The organism is Novosphingobium terrae (assembly GCF_017163935.1).
Lineage (GTDB): Bacteria > Pseudomonadota > Alphaproteobacteria > Sphingomonadales > Sphingomonadaceae > Novosphingobium > Novosphingobium terrae.
Genome location: NZ_JABVZR010000002.1, coordinates 2,661,819 through 2,682,186, shown reverse-complemented (window position 1 = coordinate 2,682,186; position 20,368 = coordinate 2,661,819). Strand labels below are relative to the sequence as shown.

Annotated in this window: 11 protein-coding genes; 10 read left to right on the top strand and 1 reads right to left on the bottom strand. The window is 62.7% G+C overall.

Going from position 1 to position 20,368, the window contains the following annotated elements; genetic code table 11:
• The first annotated feature begins 227 nt into the window (after positions 1-227).
• On the top strand, positions 228-3,089 hold the full coding sequence (locus HGK27_RS29515; protein ID WP_206244343.1) for a TonB-dependent receptor: 2,862 nt from the start codon (positions 228-230) through the stop codon (positions 3,087-3,089).
• A gap of 197 nt (positions 3,090-3,286) precedes the next feature.
• On the top strand, positions 3,287-5,722 hold the full coding sequence (locus HGK27_RS29510; protein WP_206244342.1) for a zinc-dependent metalloprotease: 2,436 nt from the start codon (positions 3,287-3,289) through the stop codon (positions 5,720-5,722).
• A 237-nt stretch (positions 5,723-5,959) separates the two neighbouring features.
• On the opposite strand, the gene HGK27_RS29505 is transcribed toward HGK27_RS29510, so the two are convergent.
• Positions 5,960-6,226, bottom strand: coding sequence for a hypothetical protein (locus HGK27_RS29505; protein ID WP_206244341.1), 267 nt, complete (start codon positions 6,224-6,226; stop codon positions 5,960-5,962).
• Positions 6,227-6,492: 266 nt separating this feature from the next.
• Here HGK27_RS29505 and HGK27_RS29500 point away from each other — a divergent pair, with 266 nt between their 5' ends.
• The 8 genes from HGK27_RS29500 (at position 6,493) to HGK27_RS29465 (ending at position 20,340) form a co-directional block, all read left to right on the top strand.
• Complete coding sequence (locus HGK27_RS29500) at positions 6,493-9,618, top strand: TonB-dependent receptor plug domain-containing protein (RefSeq protein WP_241127603.1); 3,126 nt, start codon at positions 6,493-6,495, stop codon at positions 9,616-9,618.
• A gap of 100 nt (positions 9,619-9,718) precedes the next feature.
• Entirely contained in the window at positions 9,719-11,251 is a 1,533-nt protein-coding gene (locus HGK27_RS29495; protein ID WP_241127891.1) for an amidohydrolase, read from the top strand.
• A gap of 173 nt (positions 11,252-11,424) precedes the next feature.
• On the top strand, positions 11,425-12,750 hold the full coding sequence (locus HGK27_RS29490) for an amidohydrolase (protein WP_206244339.1): 1,326 nt from the start codon (positions 11,425-11,427) through the stop codon (positions 12,748-12,750).
• A 123-nt stretch (positions 12,751-12,873) separates the two neighbouring features.
• The gene (locus HGK27_RS29485) at positions 12,874-13,896 is read left to right on the top strand and encodes a phospholipase C/P1 nuclease family protein (RefSeq protein WP_206244338.1); all 1,023 of its coding nucleotides are present in this window, start codon (positions 12,874-12,876) and stop codon (positions 13,894-13,896) included.
• Positions 13,897-13,951: 55 nt separating this feature from the next.
• Positions 13,952-15,430, top strand: coding sequence for an MFS transporter (locus HGK27_RS29480; protein ID WP_206244337.1), 1,479 nt, complete (start codon positions 13,952-13,954; stop codon positions 15,428-15,430).
• A 173-nt stretch (positions 15,431-15,603) separates the two neighbouring features.
• Positions 15,604-16,788 carry a formaldehyde dehydrogenase, glutathione-independent gene (gene fdhA, locus HGK27_RS29475; RefSeq protein WP_206244336.1) on the top strand — a complete coding sequence of 395 codons (1,185 nt, stop codon included), beginning with the start codon at positions 15,604-15,606 and terminating at the stop codon, positions 16,786-16,788.
• Positions 16,789-16,887: 99 nt separating this feature from the next.
• Positions 16,888-18,876: a BCCT family transporter gene (locus tag HGK27_RS29470; protein ID WP_206244335.1), complete on the top strand. Its 1,989-nt coding sequence runs from the start codon at positions 16,888-16,890 to the stop codon at positions 18,874-18,876.
• Between the two features lie 180 nt (positions 18,877-19,056).
• On the top strand, positions 19,057-20,340 hold the full coding sequence (locus HGK27_RS29465) for a hypothetical protein (protein WP_241127601.1): 1,284 nt from the start codon (positions 19,057-19,059) through the stop codon (positions 20,338-20,340).
• Positions 20,341-20,368: the final 28 nt, after the last annotated feature.

The following is a 20,368-nucleotide window of genomic DNA, read 5'->3' as shown; positions in this document are numbered from 1 at the left end:
TTTCCATGAATGGTAGCGCTACCTGATTTCATCGATGCCGGAAGAAAGACGATAAGCCCGCGGATTGCGGGAGGGAATGGATGCATTTGCAAAAAGCCTTGTCATTACGTGGCATGGTGCGCGCCTGCGCGTCTGCCTAAAAATGACACCGGTGCCATTTCCTCCATCAGGGCCGCGCCCAACATCAGGGGCAAGCTGGTGGGTCAAGGGACTTGAGGGAAATGGGAATGCGACACGGAACATCAGGATCTCATGCCATCCGCCTTGCGCTGATTGCAGGCACCGCCCTGGCGTCGGCCATGGGCGCACCAACCATGGCGCAGGGCCAGAGCGCACCTGCCGATCAGGCCAGCCCACCTCCTGCCACCGCGCCAGCAGATGCGGAACCGGCGGCTATTGTGGTCACCGGCTTTCGCCAGTCGCTGCAGGCGGCGCTCAACCTCAAGAAGGCTTCGGCCAGCGCGGTCGATGCCATCGTTTCGGAAGACATCGCCAAATTCCCCGATCAGAATCTGGCCGAATCCCTGCAGCGTATCTCGGGCGTCGCCATCACCCGCGACGGCGGTGAAGGCCGCGAGATCACCGTGCGCGGCCTTGGCAGCCAGTTCACCGTGACGCGCCTCAACGGCCTGCCCGCTCAGGCCACCAGCAGCGCCAATGACTCGGCCAACCGTGATCGCTCCTTCGACTTCAACGTTTTCGCCTCCGAACTCTTCAAGTCGCTGGTGGTCCACAAGACCGCCGAGGCCAATCTGGACGAAGGCTCGCTGGGCGCGGTGGTCGATCTCAACACCGGCCATCCGCTGGGCGCCAAATCGGGGCTGACCGGGCTGGTTTCTGCCTCGGGCTCGTGGAACACGCTGTCGGGCAATGTGGGGCCGCGTCTGGCCGGGCTGCTCAACTGGAAGAATGATGACGGCACGCTGGGCATCAATGCCTCGGCCGCCTATTCGCAGGGGATCACGCAGGAATTGGGCAACAACACCGGGCGCTGGGCTCAGGCGCCCTTCAATTCGGTGACCACCGGCGGGGTGACCACCCCCTGCTTCGCGGGCAGCACCTATCTCCATTCCACGGCCTGCGATCAGGCCTCGCTGTCCTTCCATCCGCGCTTTCCGCGCTATGGCATCATCACCCATGATCGCCAGCGGCTGGGCATCACCGGCGCCATCGAATGGCAGCCCGATGACGCCACCCATCTGGAGATCGACGGCCTGTTCTCGCGTTTCCACGAGGACCGCACCGAGGAATGGGCCGAGGTGCTGTTCCGCTCGAATGAAAAGGGCATCGATGTCGTCAACCCGACATATGACAGCAATGGCAATATGGTTTCGGGCACCTTCAACAATGCCTATCAGCGCGACGAACATTACCACCAGATCCAGAACTCCACCTTCTATCAGATCAATGCCCATCTGACGCATGATCTGACCGACCGCTTGAAGGTCGATATTCTGACCGGCGCCTCCAAATCGGTGCTGGCGATCCCGATGGCCACCTCGATCATGCTGGATGACCGCACGGCGCAGGGCTATTCCTACAATTACAGCAATATGAAATCGCCGGTGCTCAGCTTCGGCACCTCGGTCACCGATCCGGCCAATTTCCAGCTGGCCGAAATCCGCGACACGCCCTCCGATACCAACAACACCTTCCGCACCTTCAAGACCGATTTCGAATGGAAGACCACCGAGAGTCTGACCTTGAAACTGGGCGGATTTTACCGCGAGTTCGGTTTCAACACCTGGGGCGGCACGCGCAGCACGCTGGTCTGCCCCTCCACGCCGGGCAAGGATCTGGTGCTGGGCACCATCACCTGCTCATCCAATTCTGTGACCAACAATGGCTTCCCGATCAATTCCAGCATGGTCGATACGGTCAATCTGGGCAATGCGGGGCAACCGGCGGGCACAACCAGCACCTTCATCGTCGCCAATCTGCCTGCCACCACCGCCTATACCAACCTCTACAACCGCACCCTGCTGCCTGACAGCTCGAACATCCGCTCCGTGCGGGAGGCGGACAGCGGCTTCTACCTGCAAGGCGACTGGAAGACCCATGCCGTGGGCATGGACATCACGCTGAACGGCGGCGTCCGCTATGCCCATACCGCGCAAAGCTCGACCGGCCTGCAGAACGGCACCACGCAGGTGACAGTGCATCGCGGCTATGACGACTGGCTGCCCTCGGCGAACCTCAACTTCTTCCCGCGCAAGGACATCATCCTGCGGCTGGCCGTGGCCAAGGTGATGACGCGCCCCTCACTGGGCAATCTGACGCCGGGCGGCTCGGTGGATTCCTTCAACTATGGCGTCAGCTATGGCAATCCCAACCTCGATCCCTATCGCGCGGTCAATTATGACGCGGCGGTGGAGTGGTATTTCGCGCCGCAATCGCTGCTTTCCGTGGCCTTCTTCCACAAGGATGTGTCCAGCTTCCCGACCGCCACGGTGACGCAGGGCACCTTCGCCTCGACGGGCCTGCCCATCTCGCTGTTGGCCAATGGATCGCCCGCCGCGCAAAATCCGGAAGGGCGGGTGTGGACCATCACCTCGATCGGCAATGGCGCCGGCGCCAAGCTGAACGGCGTGGAACTGGGGTTGCAGACGCCCTTGCGCTTCCTGCCGGGGCCGCTGAAGAATCTGGGCGTGATCGCCAATGCCACCTTCACCAATTCCAACGCCACCTACAATGTCAGCGGCCCGGGCACGAGCGTCAACGCCAATGGCACGATCACCCTGCCCGCCTCCACCGTGACCTCGACCTTCTTCGGCCTGTCGAAGACGACGTGGAACGCCACGCTCTATTACGAGAAGGGTCCCTTCGAAGGCCGCGTCAGCTATTCCTATCGCGGGCCCTACAATGATCAGAACAGCGGTACGGGCAACATCTTCGAAGGCTATGGCGCTTATGCCAGCCTGGATGCGGCGCTGCGCTATTCGATCAACAAGCGGATGGAAATCTCGGTGGACGCCACCAATCTGCTCGACCGCTATATCGATCACTGGACCGATGCCGCCACACAGCGCGCCTATGAGTATCAGCATACCGGGCGCAGCATCATCTTCGGCGCGCGCTACAAGCTGTAACGCCGGTGAGGGCGGCGCAGGCCGCCCTCACCTCATGATGCGAAGCGGCGCAAGAGGCGGCCCCGGCAGCGAATTTCATCGACAAGCGCTCTGAATTGCAACGCCTTTCATCACATCCTGCGCCCATCCTGTGATAGTCTTCTCCACGACAGTCTTGCCCGCCGACCGGGTGGCGGGCTCTGCCTCGGGGGATCATCATGCGTTTGATTGGCCGTTTCCTCTCACGCGCGCTCAGCGCTTCCGCCCTGATCGCCATAACCGCCCCGCTTCATGCCGAGCCGGTCCCGGTTTCCTCCACCCGCGATGGCGATCTGCTGCCGGTGAAGGTCGATGCGCAGCAAGGCCGCGTGCTGATCACCCTGCCGCCCGCCGATGCACAAGGCGTGATGGGACGCTTCCTTTATTCCACCGCGATGACGACCGGGTTGGGCTCGGCGCCGATCCGCATTGATCGCGGCATGCTGGGGCCGACGCAGGTCCTCTCCTTCCGCCGTTACGGGCGTAAGGTGGCAATCGCTTTTGAAAACCCGCGCTTCCGGGCCAGTGGTGAGACAGCCGTGGCCAGGGGCGCGGTGGACAGTTTCCCCGTCAGCACGGTGGCAATGCTCGATATCGTGGGCAGTGATGCGCAGGGCACAACCGTGGACATTGCCCCCTTCCTTACGCGTGACACGATGAATCTGGCGGCCACGCTCAACCATGAGGGTAAGGGCTTTCATCTGGTGGACGCCTTAAGCGCTGCCGACCCGGCCTCGGTGAAAGTCTTCCCCGACAACATCGAGATGGAGGCGGTGCAGACCTATGCCTCCGACACGCCGGGCAAGGAGGTGGGGCTGATCGGGGCTGAACCGCGCCAGATCAGCTTTACCGTCCACCACTCGCTGATCCGCCTGCCGGGGCCGGGCTTTCAGGTGCGGCAGTTCGATATCCGCTCGGGATCGCATGCCACGCTGGCCTATGATTATGGCACGCCGCTGGGGCAGGATGTGGCACTGCAATTCGCCAATCACTTCCGGCTGGATAAGGTCGATCCCAATGCCGCCCGTTCGCGGGTGAAAAAGCCGATCATCTTCTACATCGACACCGCCGCGCCCGAACCCTTGCACAGCGCTTTGGCCAAGGGTGTGGCCTGGTGGAACGATGCCTTCGATGCGGCAGGCTATATCGATGCCTTTCAGGTCAAGCTGCTGCCGCCCGATATCGACCCTCAGGATGCGCGCTATAGCGTGGTCCATTGGGATGACCGGCTGACGCGCAGCTGGTCCTATGGTGGCGGCATCATCGATCCGCGCACGGGTGAGATCATCAAGGGCAATGTGGTGCTGGGCGCGCTGCGCGTGCGGCAGGATATGCAGATTTTCGAGGGCCTTGTCGGCACCGCGCCCGACAACACCGGTGGCCCGAACGATCCCGTGCGGGTCTCTCTAACCCGCCTGAGCCAGCTTGGCGCGCATGAGGTGGGCCATGCCATCGGCTTTGTTCACAATTTTGCGGGCAGCACGCAGGGGCGCACCTCGGTGATGGATTATCCGGGCCCCAAGGTGGGGCTGAAGGATGGCCAGCTCGATCTGTCCGACGCTTATGCCAGCGGCATCGGCAGCTGGGACAAGTTCACCGTGGCCTGGCTCTATGGCCAGCCCAGGCCGGGCACCGATCCCGATCTGGCGGCAAAGAAACTGGCCGATGCCGAGATGGCCAGGGGCACGCGTTATCTGACCGATATCGACGGGCGTGAGGACAATCAGCCCAACCCCTGGACCAGCATGTGGGACAATGGCGTCGACAAGCCGGAGGAACTGGCCCACATCATGGCGGTGCGTCGCGTGGCGATCAGCCATTTCGGCCCGGGCAATCTGCGGCCGGGTGAGGCATTGTCCAACCTGAGGCGCAAATTCGTGCCGGTCTGGCTGTTCCACCGCTATGAGGTGATCGCCACCGGAAAATGGGTGGGCGGCATGGATTACGCCTATGGCGTGGCTGGGGATGGCCGCCCCACACCCAAGCCTGTGGAGGCCAAGGACCAGCGCGCGGCGCTGAATGCTCTGCTGGCCACGCTGACGCCCGAGGCGCTGACCGTGCCAACGCCGCTGGTGAATGCTTTGTCCTCCGGCGTCAACGGGCGGGCCGATGCGCAGTTCGACACCGAAGTGTTCGACAATGCCGGGTCCGCCGTCTTCGATCCGCTGGTGGCCACCGATGTCGCGGCTCAGGTGACGCTTGATACGCTGCTGGCCCCTGCCCGCCTGACGCGCCTCTATGAGCAAAAGGCACGGGATGCCGGCCAGTTGGGCCTTGAAGAGGTCCTCGATGCGCTGACCAGTGCCACGCTGGCCCATACCGGCAGCGCGGTCGAGCGGCGCATTGCGCTACGCACGCTGGTCAGCCTGGCTCGTGCGCAAAGCGATCCGGCCACGCCCATCGATGTCGCCGCCGTGCTGCGCCAGCGGCTGGATAAGGCCACCACCATGCTGGCCAAGGTGACGGGCGACGATGGCTGGAGCCCTGCTGCTGCTGCGTTACTGAAGGACCCGCGTGCGTTGGGCGCGGAGATCGGCAAGCTGGGCCGTCCGGCGCCTGCCATTCCCCCCGGCATGCCAATTGGTGGTGAGACCGGCTGGTTTGACGGTGAATAAAACAGTCAGCCCGGTGAGGATATGATCTTCGCCGGGCGCCTTGCCGCATCAAGGTCAAATCCCGTGCGAGCGCGTAGCGTGCCAGCCAAAACGGCAGTGCGGAAACGAACAGGCAAGTATTGATACAATACATCATCTCAATGTTTCGAATATCTGCCTGAATTGCGTATTGAGCCAAGGTATAAGGTGATGTCCTTTGGGGGCCTCGCAGCGGGGCATGCTGCGGGATGGCTTCCATCAACAGGGGTGTTGATGATGGACAGATCCTGTGTCGATCATGCGTCTGCTCTCCTGCCCTTCGGGCAAGAAGCCGTGGTAGCGTCTTGCAAAGGAGCGGCACTTCCCCATTTCCTGTCGCTTCAGGCCATTGCCGGGCACCTCAGCCTTGCGCCTTTTTGCGATGCGACGAATCGCTTCTCCTTGATTGCCGAGAACCGCAACCGCTTCTCCGCTGGCATGATCGAATGCGTGAAGAATGCATGCCTTCTTAGCGAAATCCACCATCGTCCATCCCAACTATGGGGAATTTTAATTGGATGCTGCACGCGCTTTGCGTTACATTAATGTTGTTGATTAATTGAAATAAGAAAGAAAATGTTCATGCGCTTCGGGTCGCCATCCGATGCCATGCACAGGTTTTTTCGGTAGATTAATATCAAACAATAGAAAGAAAAAATCTTCGCCATGAGCGGGGAGATGAGGATCTGCGTTCAAAATTTGCGGGGAGAGGATCGCCCTTGGCCAGACATTGTTGTCGATAGGGGGATTGCATGGCAAATTTGGGGATGAATACGGCCAATGATGCCGTGATGTTCGATGTTGGAAGCCTGCGCCGCCTGCGCGCACGCCGCCATTGGCTGGGGCACAGCGCGGCCCTTGCGCTGGTGATGGGCGGAGCGGGTGTCGCTCATGCCGATGATGCTGCTGTCGACGGCTTTTCGATCGAAGCCGCGAAACCGCAAGCGATCCGCGCCGACGGATTGCTCTCTGCCGGCCATGTTGCGGCCAGCGAGTCCACCCGCCTGACCGCACCGAACCCGGCAAATTCAGAGCTTTCCGCGCCTGTACCCGCGCCCGATGCAGCGCCTGCCCAAGGGGCGGGAGATGAAACCAAGACGGATATCATCGTCACCGGCACGCGCATCGTGAAGGATGGCTTCTTCGCACCGACGCCGGTCGCAGTGCTGTCCTCCGCCGATATCAAGGCGCAGGCACCGGCCAATCTCTCCAATTTCGTCAACCAGTTGCCGGCGGTGACCACAGGCTCCACCTCGGGCAACTCCTCGGGCAGCCTGTCGAACGGCATTGCGGGGATCAACAGCGTCAACCTGCGCGGCCTTGGTGCTTCGCGCACGCTGGTGCTGCTCGACGGGCAGCGTTCGGTGGCTTCCTCTGTGGGTGGGATCGTCGACATCAACACCTTCCCCCAGGATCTGGTCGAGCGGGTCGAAGTCGTCACCGGCGGCGCTTCGGCGGCCTATGGTTCTGACGCTGTCGGCGGTGTGGTGAACTTCATCCTCAACAAGAAGTTCAAGGGTTTCCGCATCGCGGCGGACAGCGGCATCACCACCTATGGCGATGGCGCGAATTACAAGATCGGCGGATCGGGCGGCTTCTCCTTGCTGGATGACCGGCTCCATGTGCTGGCCAGCGCCGAATTCTTCAAACAGGAGGGCGTGGCCACCATCGACCGCTCCTGGAACAACTCCGGCTATTTCCAGATCGTCAATCCGGCCTACACCACCACCAATGGCCAGCCTTCGCGTCTGGTGGGATCGGGCTTTGGTCCCGGCACCTACACGGCGGGCGGTCTCGTCACCTCCGGGCCGCTGCTGGGCACCTATTTTCTGGGCAATGGCCAGACCAGCAAGCTGAATTACGGCACCTATAACTCAACCTCCACCCCCTATATGGTTGGCGGGGACTATCAGACGACGCTGGCGGGCCATGTCGGCACCAACTCGCTGATCCCCGATGAAAGCCGCCTCTCCACCTTCCTGCGCACCGCCTATGATGTGACGCCCGACACCTCGCTCTATGTGCAGGCCTCGTGGAACCGCTACATTGGCGAGAGCTATTACCAGCAGACGCCCTCCACCGGCGTGACGATCCAGAAAGACAACGCCTATCTCGTCAACAATTACCCCGCCGTGGTCAGCGCCATGACCGCCGCCGGGGTCAATTCGCTGAGCATCGGCACCTCCAACGCGGGCTTTCCGGTACCGGGCAGCCATAACAGCCGCGATGTGGGCCGACTGGTGGTGGGCGGCAGCGGCAAGTTCACCGTGGGCAGCGGAAGCTGGTCATGGGATGCCTATTTCCAGCATGGCATGACCAAGGCCCATGAGGGCCTGATCAACACCTGGAACACCACGCGGATGGCGCTGGCGCAGGATGCGGTGAATTACAACGGGCAGGTCGTCTGCCGCTCCACCATCACCAATCCGAACAATGGCTGCGTGCCCATCGACCGCCTTGGCACCACCGGCCCTTCGGCAGCGGCGCTGGCCTATATCTATGGCAACCAGCCCTATCGCAATGAGACGGTGCAGGAGGATGTCGGCTCGGTCAGCTTCAACGGTGATCTGTTCAAGCTGCCGGGCGGCACGGTCAGCCTGGCCTTCGGCGGCGAATGGCGGCGTGAGGGGATCAACGGCTATGTCTCGCAGGAGTTTCAGCCGCAGGCCACCTCCACCGGCACCGTCAGCAATGTCTGGCTCTATGGCAACTATCTGCCCAATGTCGGCCATTACTATGTGAAGGAAGGTTTCGCCGAACTCAGCATGCCGCTCTTCAAGGGCTTCAACATCGATGCGGCGGTGCGCGGCACCGATTATTCAACCTCGGGCTATGTCACAACTTATAAGGTGGGCGGCACCTGGGCGCCGACGCCCGATGTGAAGTTCCGCGCCACCTACAGCCATGACATTCGCGCCCCCAACCTGCAGGAACTGTTCGCGGCGGGCACGGCGCGCACCAACACCGTTAACCTGCCCAGCAATTCGCCGCTGGGGGTCAGCACGCCGACCTATGTCGAGAACACCATCGGCAATCCAAAGCTGAAGCCCGAAAAGGCCAACACCTGGACGGCGGGCGCGGTGTTGACGCCCAGTTTCGCCCCGGGCCTGTCGCTCAGCTTCGATTATTATGACATCCGCATCAAGGATGCCATCGGCTCGATCACCTCGCAGAACACGGTGGACTTCTGCTATGCGGGGCTGACAGCCTATTGCAACAACATCGTCTATTCGGGCGGCACGCTGTCAAGCATCGTTATCCAGCCCTACAATTTCGCCAGCCAGCATGAGCGCGGCTTCGACATCGAGGCGGGCTATCGCCTGCCGCTCTCCAACATTTCCACCATCCTGCCCGGTGTCTTCTCGATGAAGGCGCAGGCCACCCATTATATCGAGAATGTCGTCGACAATGGCATTTTCCCGGTTGATTATGCCGGGGTCAATGGCGGCACGCTGTCGGGCACCTACAATGAGCCCAAATGGGTCTATCGCATCAGCACCTTCTACGATCTGGGCAAGACCACCTTCAATCTGGTGGTGCGCGGCTTCTCGGATGGGGTCTATGGCAATGACTATGTGCAGTGCACCACCGCCTGCCCGACCTATGCCAGCGCCAATGACCGCAACCGCTATGTCACCATCAACAACAACCAGATCCCCGGCGCGGTCTATCTGGATGCCTCGGTCAGCGTGAAGATCAAACCCGCCGGGCATGAGGGATCGGTGACTTTGGTGGTGAACAACCTGTCCAATGTGGCTCCGGTGCTGGTGGGCAACGGGCCCAGCGGCAACAATGTGCCCGCCTATGCCCAGACCAACCGCAGCCTTTACGATGTGAACGGCCGCACCTTCCGCCTGGCCGCGCGCCTGAACTTCTGATCCCCCGCAAGGACGTATGACAATGATGAAAAGACTGTCTTTCAAGAGCGTGATGAAGGCTTCGGGCCTGGCCCTGTCGCTGGGGCTGGTGGCGCAGGCCATGCCTGCTCAAGCGGCCGCCACGGCGAAGGAAAAGGCCGAGGCGATCGCCGGGGTCGAGGCGCAGCGCAAGAACATCCAGGTGATGGTCGACACCGTCTTCAGCTTTGCCGAGCCGGGCTTTCAGGAGGTGCACACCTCGGCCTATCTCGCCGATATCCTCGAAAAGAACGGCTTCAAGGTGACGCGCGGCGTGGCGGGCATCCCCACCGCCTTCACCGCCACCTGGGGCGAGGGCGGCCCCGTTGTGGCGCTGGGCAGCGATATCGACAATCTGCTGGGCACCTCGCAAACGCCGGGCCTGCCCTATCTCAAGCCCATCGTGGAGGGCGCGCCCGGTCACGGCGAGGGCCATAACACCGGCATGCCGCTGGTGGTTGCGGCCGCCATCTCCGCCAAGAATGTGATGGAAAAGAACCATATCCCCGGCCGCCTGATGATCTGGCCCGGCGTGGCCGAGGAACTGCTCGCCACCAAGGCCTATTACGTGCGTGAAGGCCTGTTCAAGGATGTCGATGTCTGCATCTTCAACCATGTCAGTTCCGATTTCGGCACGGCCTATGGCGATCTCGGCATGAACGGCATGGTCTCGGTGGAATACACCTTCCACGGCAAGACCGCCCATGCCGCCGGTGACCCGTGGGACGGCCATTCCGCGCTGGATGGCGTGGAGATCATGGATTCCGCCTGGAACTTCCGCCGCGAGCATCTGCCCGTCACCCAGCGCTCGCATTATGTGATCACCAATGGCGGCGGCCAGCCCAATGTGGTGCCCGACAAGGCCAGCGTGTGGTACTATTTCCGTGAGCGCAACTTCGCCGCCATCCGCGACCTCTACAACACCGGCAATGAAATCGCAGAGGCTGCCGCGAAAGCCACCGGCACCACCGTCACCAGGCAGACGCTAGGCTATGCGGCCCCCGATTTCGGCAACAAGCCGCTGGCCGAGGCGGCCTATGCCAACATCAAGGCGGTGGGCATGCCCAAATGGAGCGCCGACGATCAGGCCTTCACCAAGGCGGTGCAGACCATCAACCACCGCAAGGTCCAGCCCCTGCCCGACAAGGTGGGCGAGCTTTCCACACCGGAAAACCGTCCGCGCTCGATCGGCGGCGGCTCGGATGATATTGGCGACATCATGTGGACGGTGCCGACCATCACCATCCGTTATCCCGCCAACATTCCCAACATGATCGGCCATAATGCGCTTTCCGCCATGGCCGAAGCCACGCCTATCGCTCACAAGGGTGCCGAAGCGGGGGCCAAGGCGCTGGCGCTGACCGTGCTGGACATCATGACCACCCCCAAGCTGGTTTCCGATGCCAAGGCCTATTTCCACGATGTGCAGGAGAAGAGCGATCATTACGATCCGATCATCACGCCTGCCGACAAGCCCGCCATCTGGCTGAACGCCAAGGTGATGAAGGAATATCGCCCGGATATGGAGAAATATTACTACGATTCCAGCAAATACGGCAGCTATCTGGAGCAGCTTGGCATCAAATATCCGGTGCTGGAAGCGCCCGCACAGTAGGCGTGCATGACCAGGGGCGGGCGTCCGGCCCGCCTCTTTCTGGCAAAGGGGGCAAACAGCTTGACAGGTTGGCGCAGCTTGCCGGGAACAGATTGACAAACCTTGCTTATCCTGATGCCATGGCGGCGGGCCTGCACATGGCCTGCTGCCTTTTCTCTTGCCGGACAACTGCCATGCGTCCTCTTCGTTTCGCGCTTACCTCTGCCCTGCTGCTGGCGCCGCTGGCCGCCCATGCCGCCGACCCGGCAGCGCTGCGCAAACAGGTCGATGCCAGCTTCGATGCGCAATGGAGCGACCTTCAGGCACTCTATCAGGACATCCACAAGAACCCCGAAGTCGCCTTTCAGGAGAACCGCACCGCCGCTCTGCTGGCCAAACGGCTGAAGGCACTGGGCTTCGAAGTGACAGAGCATGTCGGCAAGACCGGCGTTGTCGGCGTGTTCAGGAACGGCCCCGGCCCGGTGGTGATGCTGCGGACCGAACTCGATGCGCTGCCGATGGAGGAAAAAACCGGCCTGCCCTATGCGAGCCACGCCCAGCAGACGGTCGATGGCAAGCTCACCTTCGTCGATCACGCCTGCGGGCATGACAGCCATATGGCCTGGTGGATCGGCACCGCCAAGGCGCTGGTTGCGATGAAGGCGCAATGGCACGGTACGCTGGTGATGGTCGGCCAGCCTGCTGAAGAGGTCGTGTCCGGTGCGAAAGCCATGCTGGACGACGGGCTCTACACCAGATTTCCCAAGCCCGATTTTGCCTTTGCCGCCCATATCGGTTCGGCACCTACGGGCGAGGTCACGGTGAAGCAGGGGGCGACCACCTCGGCCAGCGATTCCATCGTCATCACGTTCCACGGGCAGGGCGCGCATGGCTCGATGCCGGACAAGAGCATCGACCCCATCGTGATGGGCGCCCGCTTTGTGGAGGATGTGCAGACCGTTATCAGCCGCCAGAAAGACCCGCAGAAATTCGGCGTGGTGACGGTGGGCTCGTTCCATGCGGGCACGGTGGGCAACATCATCCCGGATACGGCACAACTGGCACTGTCGCTGCGCTCCTATGAGCCGGGCGTGCGCAAGCTGCTGGTCGATGGCGTGGGCGATACGGCGCGGGCGGTAGCGCAGATGTCGCATGCTCCGGCGCCCGATGTGGTGCGCATTCATGGCACGGCGCCGGTGATCAACGATCCGGCGCTGGCGGCGCGCGCGGCGGGCATGCTGGAGCAGGCGCTGGGCAAGGATCACGTAACGCTGGTGCCCGCCACCGAACCGGGCTGGACCGCCAGCGAGGATTTCTCCGAATACACCGCCGCCGGTGTGGCGCAGACCACTTTCTTCAGCGTGGGCGGTTACGATCCCGCCGTGCTGGCCAGGTACAAGGCCGAGGGCAAGCCAGTGCCGGTCAACCACTCGCCTTTCTTCGCGCCCGATCCGCAGCCCAGCATCCGCACCGGCATGGAAGTGCTGACGCTGGCCGTGCTGATGGTGGCGGGCAGCTAAGGGCTTTGTGCCTCTGCCAGACCGGCCGATGCATACAAAACCATCCTCTGCACATAATCCGTCACAATTGACACTATAAGGCAGGACGACCTGTTCCCATCGCCTGCCCAAGGACAATCCCCCATGCGTGTGACCATCAGACAGACCGTTGCGCTGGGTCTTGCCTTGTCCGTAACCATCGCTTCCCTGCTGTCGGCGTCCCCCGCGCTGGCCTGGGGGCATCAGGCGCATGATGCCATCGACCGCGCCGCCATCGCCGCTCTGCCCGAGGACGGCCCGACCTTCCTGCGCGGTCAGGCCGATTTTATCGCCACCATGTCGACCATTCCCGACGAATGGCGGTCGACGTCCGAGCCTTTCGGCAAGCTGGAGGAAGACCCCAACCATGGCTGGTTTCGGGAAAGCTTCGCCTTCATGAAGACCGTCCCCCGCTCGCGCTGGGAGTTCCTGCTTGCCCTGCATGACGAGAACCGGCGTCTGGCACGAACAGATCCAGCGGCAGCGGCTCATATCAATGTGCGCGAGGCAGGCGTGCTGGCCTATGCCGCCATCGAGCAATATGACCATCTCGTCACCGATATGCGTCTGCTGCGCAAGGCAAGAGCCGAAGGCCTGACCACGCAGGTGACCTATCTGGAACGCATCTGCGCCGAGGATGCACTGCGCCTTGGCCACTATATCGGTGACGGCTCCCAACCCCTGCATATCACCGTGAACCACAATGGCTGGCTGGGCCCCAACCCGCACGGTTATAGCACGGACTCTGAAGTCCATGCCCGGTTCGAAACGGATTTGGTCAAGGCCATGAAGCTGAACGCCGATGATGTCCGCCGCGATATGGCGCCCCTCGCCCATCAGAGCGGCGATACATTCGAGCTGATCCTGGCCTATCTGAACCAGTCCGGCGACCGGATGGAACGGGTCTATCAACTCGACAAGCGCGGCGCCTTCAAGGATGGGAATGACGCTGAGGCCCGCGCCCTGCTCCATGAGCGGGTCGGCGCCGGAGCCTCCATGCTGCGCGATCTGCTCGCCCGCGCCTGGAGCGAGGCGGCCACCACGCCGCCAAAACCGGCGCGGGACCCTTTCGGCCCGGGCCATCCCGCCTTCAATCCCGAAACCGGTTCGGCGCCTGCCCCGCGCTGACTTCATCCGGTAACATCCGCGAACTAGGCGGGCCCTTTCCCTTGGCCCACCGCTCATGACCTCGCCCGACACGTTTGCCGCCCGATCCTCGCGAGCCCCGCACATGGGCGGCTGGCGGCACGAATTGCAGCTGATCGGCTATTCCTCGGCCAATTTCGGGAAAAATCTGGTGCTGGGCGGGGTCGATCTGACGCTGCTCTTTATGCTCACCGACCTGCTCGACATCCGGCCCGCGCTGGTCGGCATGCTGATGACGATGGTCTTTGTCGGCGATCTGATCTTCGATATTCTGGCCGGCGCCATCACCGGGCAAGCGCGGGAAAGAGGCTTTGGCTATCGCAAGATGATCGTGCTGGGCGCCCTGCCCTGCGCTCTGGGCTTTGCCGCGATCTATGCCTTTCCCTGGACGGGGCTGCGCGATCTGTGGCTGCTCGGGCTGATCCTGCTCACCTTCCGGGGCGCCTATGCCATCATCGACGTGCCGCACAACAGCCTGCTGGCGCGCGTCGCGCCGGACAGCCGGTCACGCGGCAGGGTCTCGGGCTATCGCACCCTCTTCAGCACGCTGTCCAGCCTGGCCTCGGTCACCTTGCTGGCCCCGGCCGTGATGTCGGCGGCGCATCATGGCAGGATGGGTACACTCGCTTTGCTGGGCGTGGGCGGAGCCGCCCTTGCCTGCGCCACGCTCTGGATTGCCGCTGCGGCCTCGCACAGCGACCGCCTACCGCCTCGCAGAGCCAACATCCGGCCCGCGCCGCTCATCCTCTTCCCCAAGCCTGACGGGCTGGTCGCGGCCATGGTGGCCATCGGCGTGATCACCGGCTTTGTGATGCCCATGTTCGCGCGCACGGCGATCTATCTTACCACCTATGGCTATGGGCGCGCCGATCTGGCCGAGCCTCTGCTGCTGGCCCTTACGCTGGGCCAGTTTCCCGGCGCGCTGCTCTGGACATGGCTGGTGCGCTTTGCCGACAAGACCAGACTGCTGATGGCCAGCCACGGCGTGACGATGGTGGCGCTGCTGCTCTTCGCTCTGGCGGGCAGTGACAAGGGGCTGCTGATCGGGTTAACGGTGCTGCTGGGGGCAGGTCTTGCGGGCGTCTATATGTTCCCCTGGGGCATTCTGGCCGACGTGATCGACTTCGCTGAATTCCGCCATGGCGAAAGGCGCGAGGCCGCGATGGTCGCGCTGGTGCTGGTGACGGTCAAGGCCAGCGCGGCGGCATCGACCGGCGCAATCGGCTGGGTTCTGGCCCGGATGGGCTATGTGCCGGGCACCGTCCAGACCCCGGCGATGATCCTCACCTTCAAGATCATGGCGCTGGGCATGCCGATGCTCGGCAGCATGCTGTCTCTGCTGGTGCTGTCGCGCATGGCGGTGGGCGGCAAGGCACATGCCATCGTGCTGCACGCGCTGGAGCGGCGCCGGGGCTCTGTCTCCGCCATACCAGCCATACCCATCAAGCAGGCCGCCCGCGTGAAGCGCAGGCCGGGCTGGTTTGTAAAAAAGAGTGAGCTGAGCCTCCGGGCCTAGGATTTTCGCGCCGAACATCACCGCGCTGGCGCATCCGTCATCATGGATGTCGCAGTTCTAATGGTGGCGGGGGCCTCCGCCATGCTGATCTCTCGCCATGCCGAACGAGTCGGCCCCTCAAGAACGGGCTACGGGCTGATCCCGCGACCATCGGCGAAGAGAGGACCATCACGATGAGCAAGAACAGAGGCGTCGTCTACGTCGAGCCCGGCAAGGTTGAAGTCCGCGATATCGACGATCCCCGGCTGGAGGCTCCCAATGGCCGCCGCATCGATCATGGCGTGATCCTCAAGGTCATCACCACCAACATCTGCGGGTCGGACCAGCATATGGTGCGCGGGCGCACAACGGCGCCCGCCGGTCTGGTGCTGGGCCATGAGATCACCGGCGAGGTGGTGGAAAAGGGCAGCGACGTCGAAATGCTGGAGATCGGCGACATCGTGTCGGTCCCCTTTAACGTGGCCTGCGGGCGCTGCCGCACCTGCAAATCGCAGGACACGGGCGTGTGCCTCACCGTCAATCCCGAGCGGGCGGGCGGCGCCTATGGCTATGTCGATATGGGCGGCTGGATCGGCGGGCAGGCGCGTTATGTCATGGTGCCCTATGCCGATTTCAACCTGCTGAAACTGCCCGACCGCGACCGGGCCATGGCAAAAATTCGCGACATCACCATGCTGTCCGACATTCTGCCCACCGGCTTCCATGGCGCGATGATGGCGGGCGTGGGCGTGGGCTCCACGGTCTATGTGGCAGGCGCGGGCCCGGTCGGCCTGGCGGCGGCGGCCTCGGCGCGCATTCTGGGCGCGGCGGTGGTTATGGTCGGTGATTTCAACAAGGACCGGCTGGCCCATGCTGCCCGCGTCGGTTTCGAACCCATCGATCTGTCGCAAAGCGACCGGCTGGGCGATCTGATCGCCCATGTCGTGGGCACCAATGAGGTGGACAGCGCCATCGACGCCGTGGGCTTCGAGGCACGCGGCCACACCGGCGGCGAGCAGCCCGCCATCGTGCTCAACCAGATGATGGAGATCACCCGTGCGGCAGGGGCCATCGGCATTCCCGGCCTCTATGTGACGGAGGACCCCGGCGCGTTCGATCAGGCGGCCAAACAGGGCAGTCTTTCGCTGCGTTTCGGGCTGGGCTGGGCCAAGGCGCAATCCTTCCACACCGGGCAGACGCCGGTGCTGAAATACAACCGCCAGCTGATGCAGGCGATCCTCTACGACCGCCTGCCCATTGCCGACATCGTCAACGCCAAGGTCATCGCGCTGGAGGAGGCCGCTCAGGGCTATGCAGCCTTCGATCAGGGCGCTGCGACGAAATTTGTGCTCGACCCGCACGGGCTGCTGGCCGCCTGATGCCCGGCGCGGGGCGGAAGCGGGGCTGGAACGGCTCGCTTTTACCCCGCTTCGGCGCCATCACAGGATAAAACAACAGTCTCTCGGGGAGAGAGGTGCATGGTCAAATTCGTCATCAATCCGCCGGTGTTTTACGGCGCTGTGGGGGTCATTCTGGCCCTGCTGGGCGTCGGCGCCTTCCTGCCGCATCAGGCCGAGGCCTTCCTCTCCATCGTGGAGAAGCAGGTGCTGGCCGAGGTGGGCTGGTTCTATCTGCTGGCGGTGGGCATCTTCCTGCTTTCGGCCACGGTGCTGTGCTTCAGCCGCTATGGCAGCCTGAAGCTGGGGCCCGACGATTGCGAGCCCGATTTCCGCTTCGCCTCTTGGGTGGCGATGCTGTTCGCGGCCGGCAAGGGTATCGGCCTGATGTATTACGCCGTAGCCGAGCCGATCATGCATTACACCACGCCTCCCGATGCCCCGGCGCAGAGCATCGCCGCGCAGAAGGAGGCGATGAGCATCACCTTCTTCCACTGGGGCATTCATGCCTGGTCGATCTATTCGGTGGTCGGCCTGTCGCTGGCCTATTTCGGCTATCGCTACAATCTGCCGCTGACGATCCGTTCGGGCCTCTATCCGCTGCTGAAGGACAAGATCTATGGGCGGATCGGCGATGTGGTCGATATTTTCGCGATCTGCTGCACGGTCTTCGGTCTGGCGACCTCGCTGGGGCTGGGCGTGCAGCAGGTCAATGGCGGGCTGAACTATCTGTTGGGCGTGCCGATGAGTATCCCCATTCAGGTAGGGCTGATCATCGCCATTTCCACCGTGGCGACGATCTCGGTGCTCTCGGGCCTGTCGAAAGGCATCAAGCGGCTGAGCGAACTGAACATTCTGCTCGCACTGGGGCTGATGCTTTTCGTGCTGCTGGCGGGCCCCACGGTCCAGCTGATGCGCGATCTGGTGCAGAACCTCGGGCTTTATCTGGTCACCTTCGTGCCGCGCACCTTCAACATCTATGCCTATGAGCCCACCCCCTGGATCAACGCCTGGACGCTGTTCTACTGGGCGTGGTGGGTATCCTGGGCGCCTTTCGTGGGCATGTTCATCGCGCGCATCTCACGCGGGCGCACGGTGCGCGAATTCATTCTGGCCGTGCTGCTGCTGCCCAGCGCCTTCACCTTCATGTGGATGACAGTCTTCGGCAACACCGCCCTGTTCCTCGACCATGGCGTGGCGGCGGGCGCGATCTCACAAGCGGTGACGGGCAATGTCTCGATCGCCCTGTTCAAATTCTTCCAGTATCTGCCATTCTCCACCGCCACCACGGGTCTGGCGATCTTCATGGTGGCGATTTTCTTCATCTCCTCGCAAAGCTCGGGCTCACTGGTGATGGACATCATCGGATCGGGCGGCAAGACGCAGACCACTCTGCTGCAGCGCCTGTTCTGGTGCGTGCTGGAAGCGCTGGTGACGATCATCCTGCTGATCGCTGGCGGTCTGGCCGCGCTCAAGGCAGCAACGATCATCGCGGCCCTGCCCTTTGCCATGGTAATGCTGGTGCTGATCTTCGGCCTGTTCAAGGGTATGGCCGCGGATATGGCGCAATATAACACGCATCAGAGCCGCGCGCCGCAGCATCCCGTGACCGAACTGCCATGGCAATCCCGCCTTGCGCTGGCCCTGCAAAGGCCGGGCGAGCGCGACATCGCCCAGTTCATCGTCCAGACCGCCGAGCCGGCGCTTCAGGCCGTGGCCCGGGAACTGACCCAGCGCGGGCGCCCCGCCACCGTGGCACGCGAGGACGGGCTGCTGTGGCTGGCCTCAGCCGATGCCGGGCGTCGCGGTTTCCTCTATGGGCTGCGTACGACCAGTCAGACTGAAGAGGTGTTCTCACGCGTCGATGGCATCACCACCCACCAGCGCCATGAGGCACGCACCTACTTCTCGGACGGCAGCCGGGGCTATGATGTGATGGGCCTGTCTCAGGATCAGCTGATTGCCGATATTCTGCTCCAGTTCGAGCGCTATCTGGCCCTATCGGCGGCCCAGCAGACCAGCCTGCTGGCCAGAGCCCCCGAACACGGCCACGGACTGGCAGAAGCCTGAAGCGTTGAGGCGGCGGTGAGGGCCGCCGCCTCAAAACGCCATCACCGATAGAGCGCAACCGGCCAGAAGAGCCCGGCAACGCGCCAACCCAGAGAGGATTTCACGCATGGCATCCCTACCGACCGGCGCGGGGCCTGTTCCCGTGCCCATGCATCACGCGATCCTGCGCTGGAGGCCGGCATGATCGCCCTGCTGCTGGCGGCGTTGGCCGGTGCAGCTGTGCTGCCTGACGGAGCGGTCGACACACTGCCCCCTGTCCCACCCCAAAGCGAGGCAAGCAGCGATGCGCAGCCCCCTCCTGATCCGCCCGCCGCCATCGAGGCATCGCCCCCAAAGGGCAAACTCAAGCTGGGCGGCGCGATCCGGGCACGCTACGATCTGCGCTTCAACGATGTGAATGGACAGGGCCAGAAAGACACATCCTCGCATCTCTCTTTCGACACGCTGCTTCTCACCGCCGATTACGATTCATCGGTGATCTTCGGTTCGGCACAATATCGCTTCTATGGCGGCAGCTTCATCTATGGCCGGGCCAGCGGCTACAAGAACTACCCCGGCGAGATCAGCTTTCCCATGTATGCCTATGTCGGCGCCAAGCTGAGTCCGCGTGACAAAGTCACTGTCGGGCTGCAACCGGTTCCTTTCGATGAACGCTGGTGGGGATCGGCCTTCTTCAACAGCCTTGGCTTCGTCTATGGGCTGGAAGAAGTCTACAACATGGGCGTAACAGTGTCCCATCAAGGCAAGCATGTCGGCTTCGATGTCGGTTACTTTCCGACAACGGCCGCCAATGCTTTCGGCATCAGCGAGGACAGTGCCCGCTTTTCCGTCAATTTCGTCAAGGGTGACAGCTACCTGCCTGCCGCCTCGCACAACACCGAGCGCAATATGGTGGTAGGGCGTGTCAACTATCGCACCACCACCCCGCAGGGCGCGACGCTGACGCTGATGGGATCAGGCTGGTTTTCAACCATCCATAATTTCGACACCGGGCAGGACGGCACCCGCCGCGCTTTCGCACTGAGCGCCAAGCTCGAACAGGGCGCCTGGCATGCCAAGCTGCTGGCCGCGCGACAGGATATCGATGCGCGCAATCCCATCCGCAACGATCTGATCGCAGTGGGCGATTACGATTCCTCCTTCAACATCGCCACCAGAGGCACGATGCTGTTCGGTGAGGTGGGCCGCCAGATCGACACCGGCAAGCTGCCGGTCAAGCTGAGCCTCTATGCCAATTACGCCCGCTTTCTGAAACAACAGGCCGGCTTCGCCGACAGCGAACGCCTGACGCTGGGCGCTTTCTGGACCGACAAGGCCCATGGCCATGTGCGCGTGTGGTCCGAACTGATGGTGGGCCGCAACGATCCCTATGTGGGCGCAGGGCAATATGTCTCGGGCGCGGCGCAAGGGGGAGACAACCGGCTCAAATCCGCCGTCCTGGTGCTGATGGGCTATTACTTCTGACGGTCAGCCCGGCAGCTAGCCGGGCCGA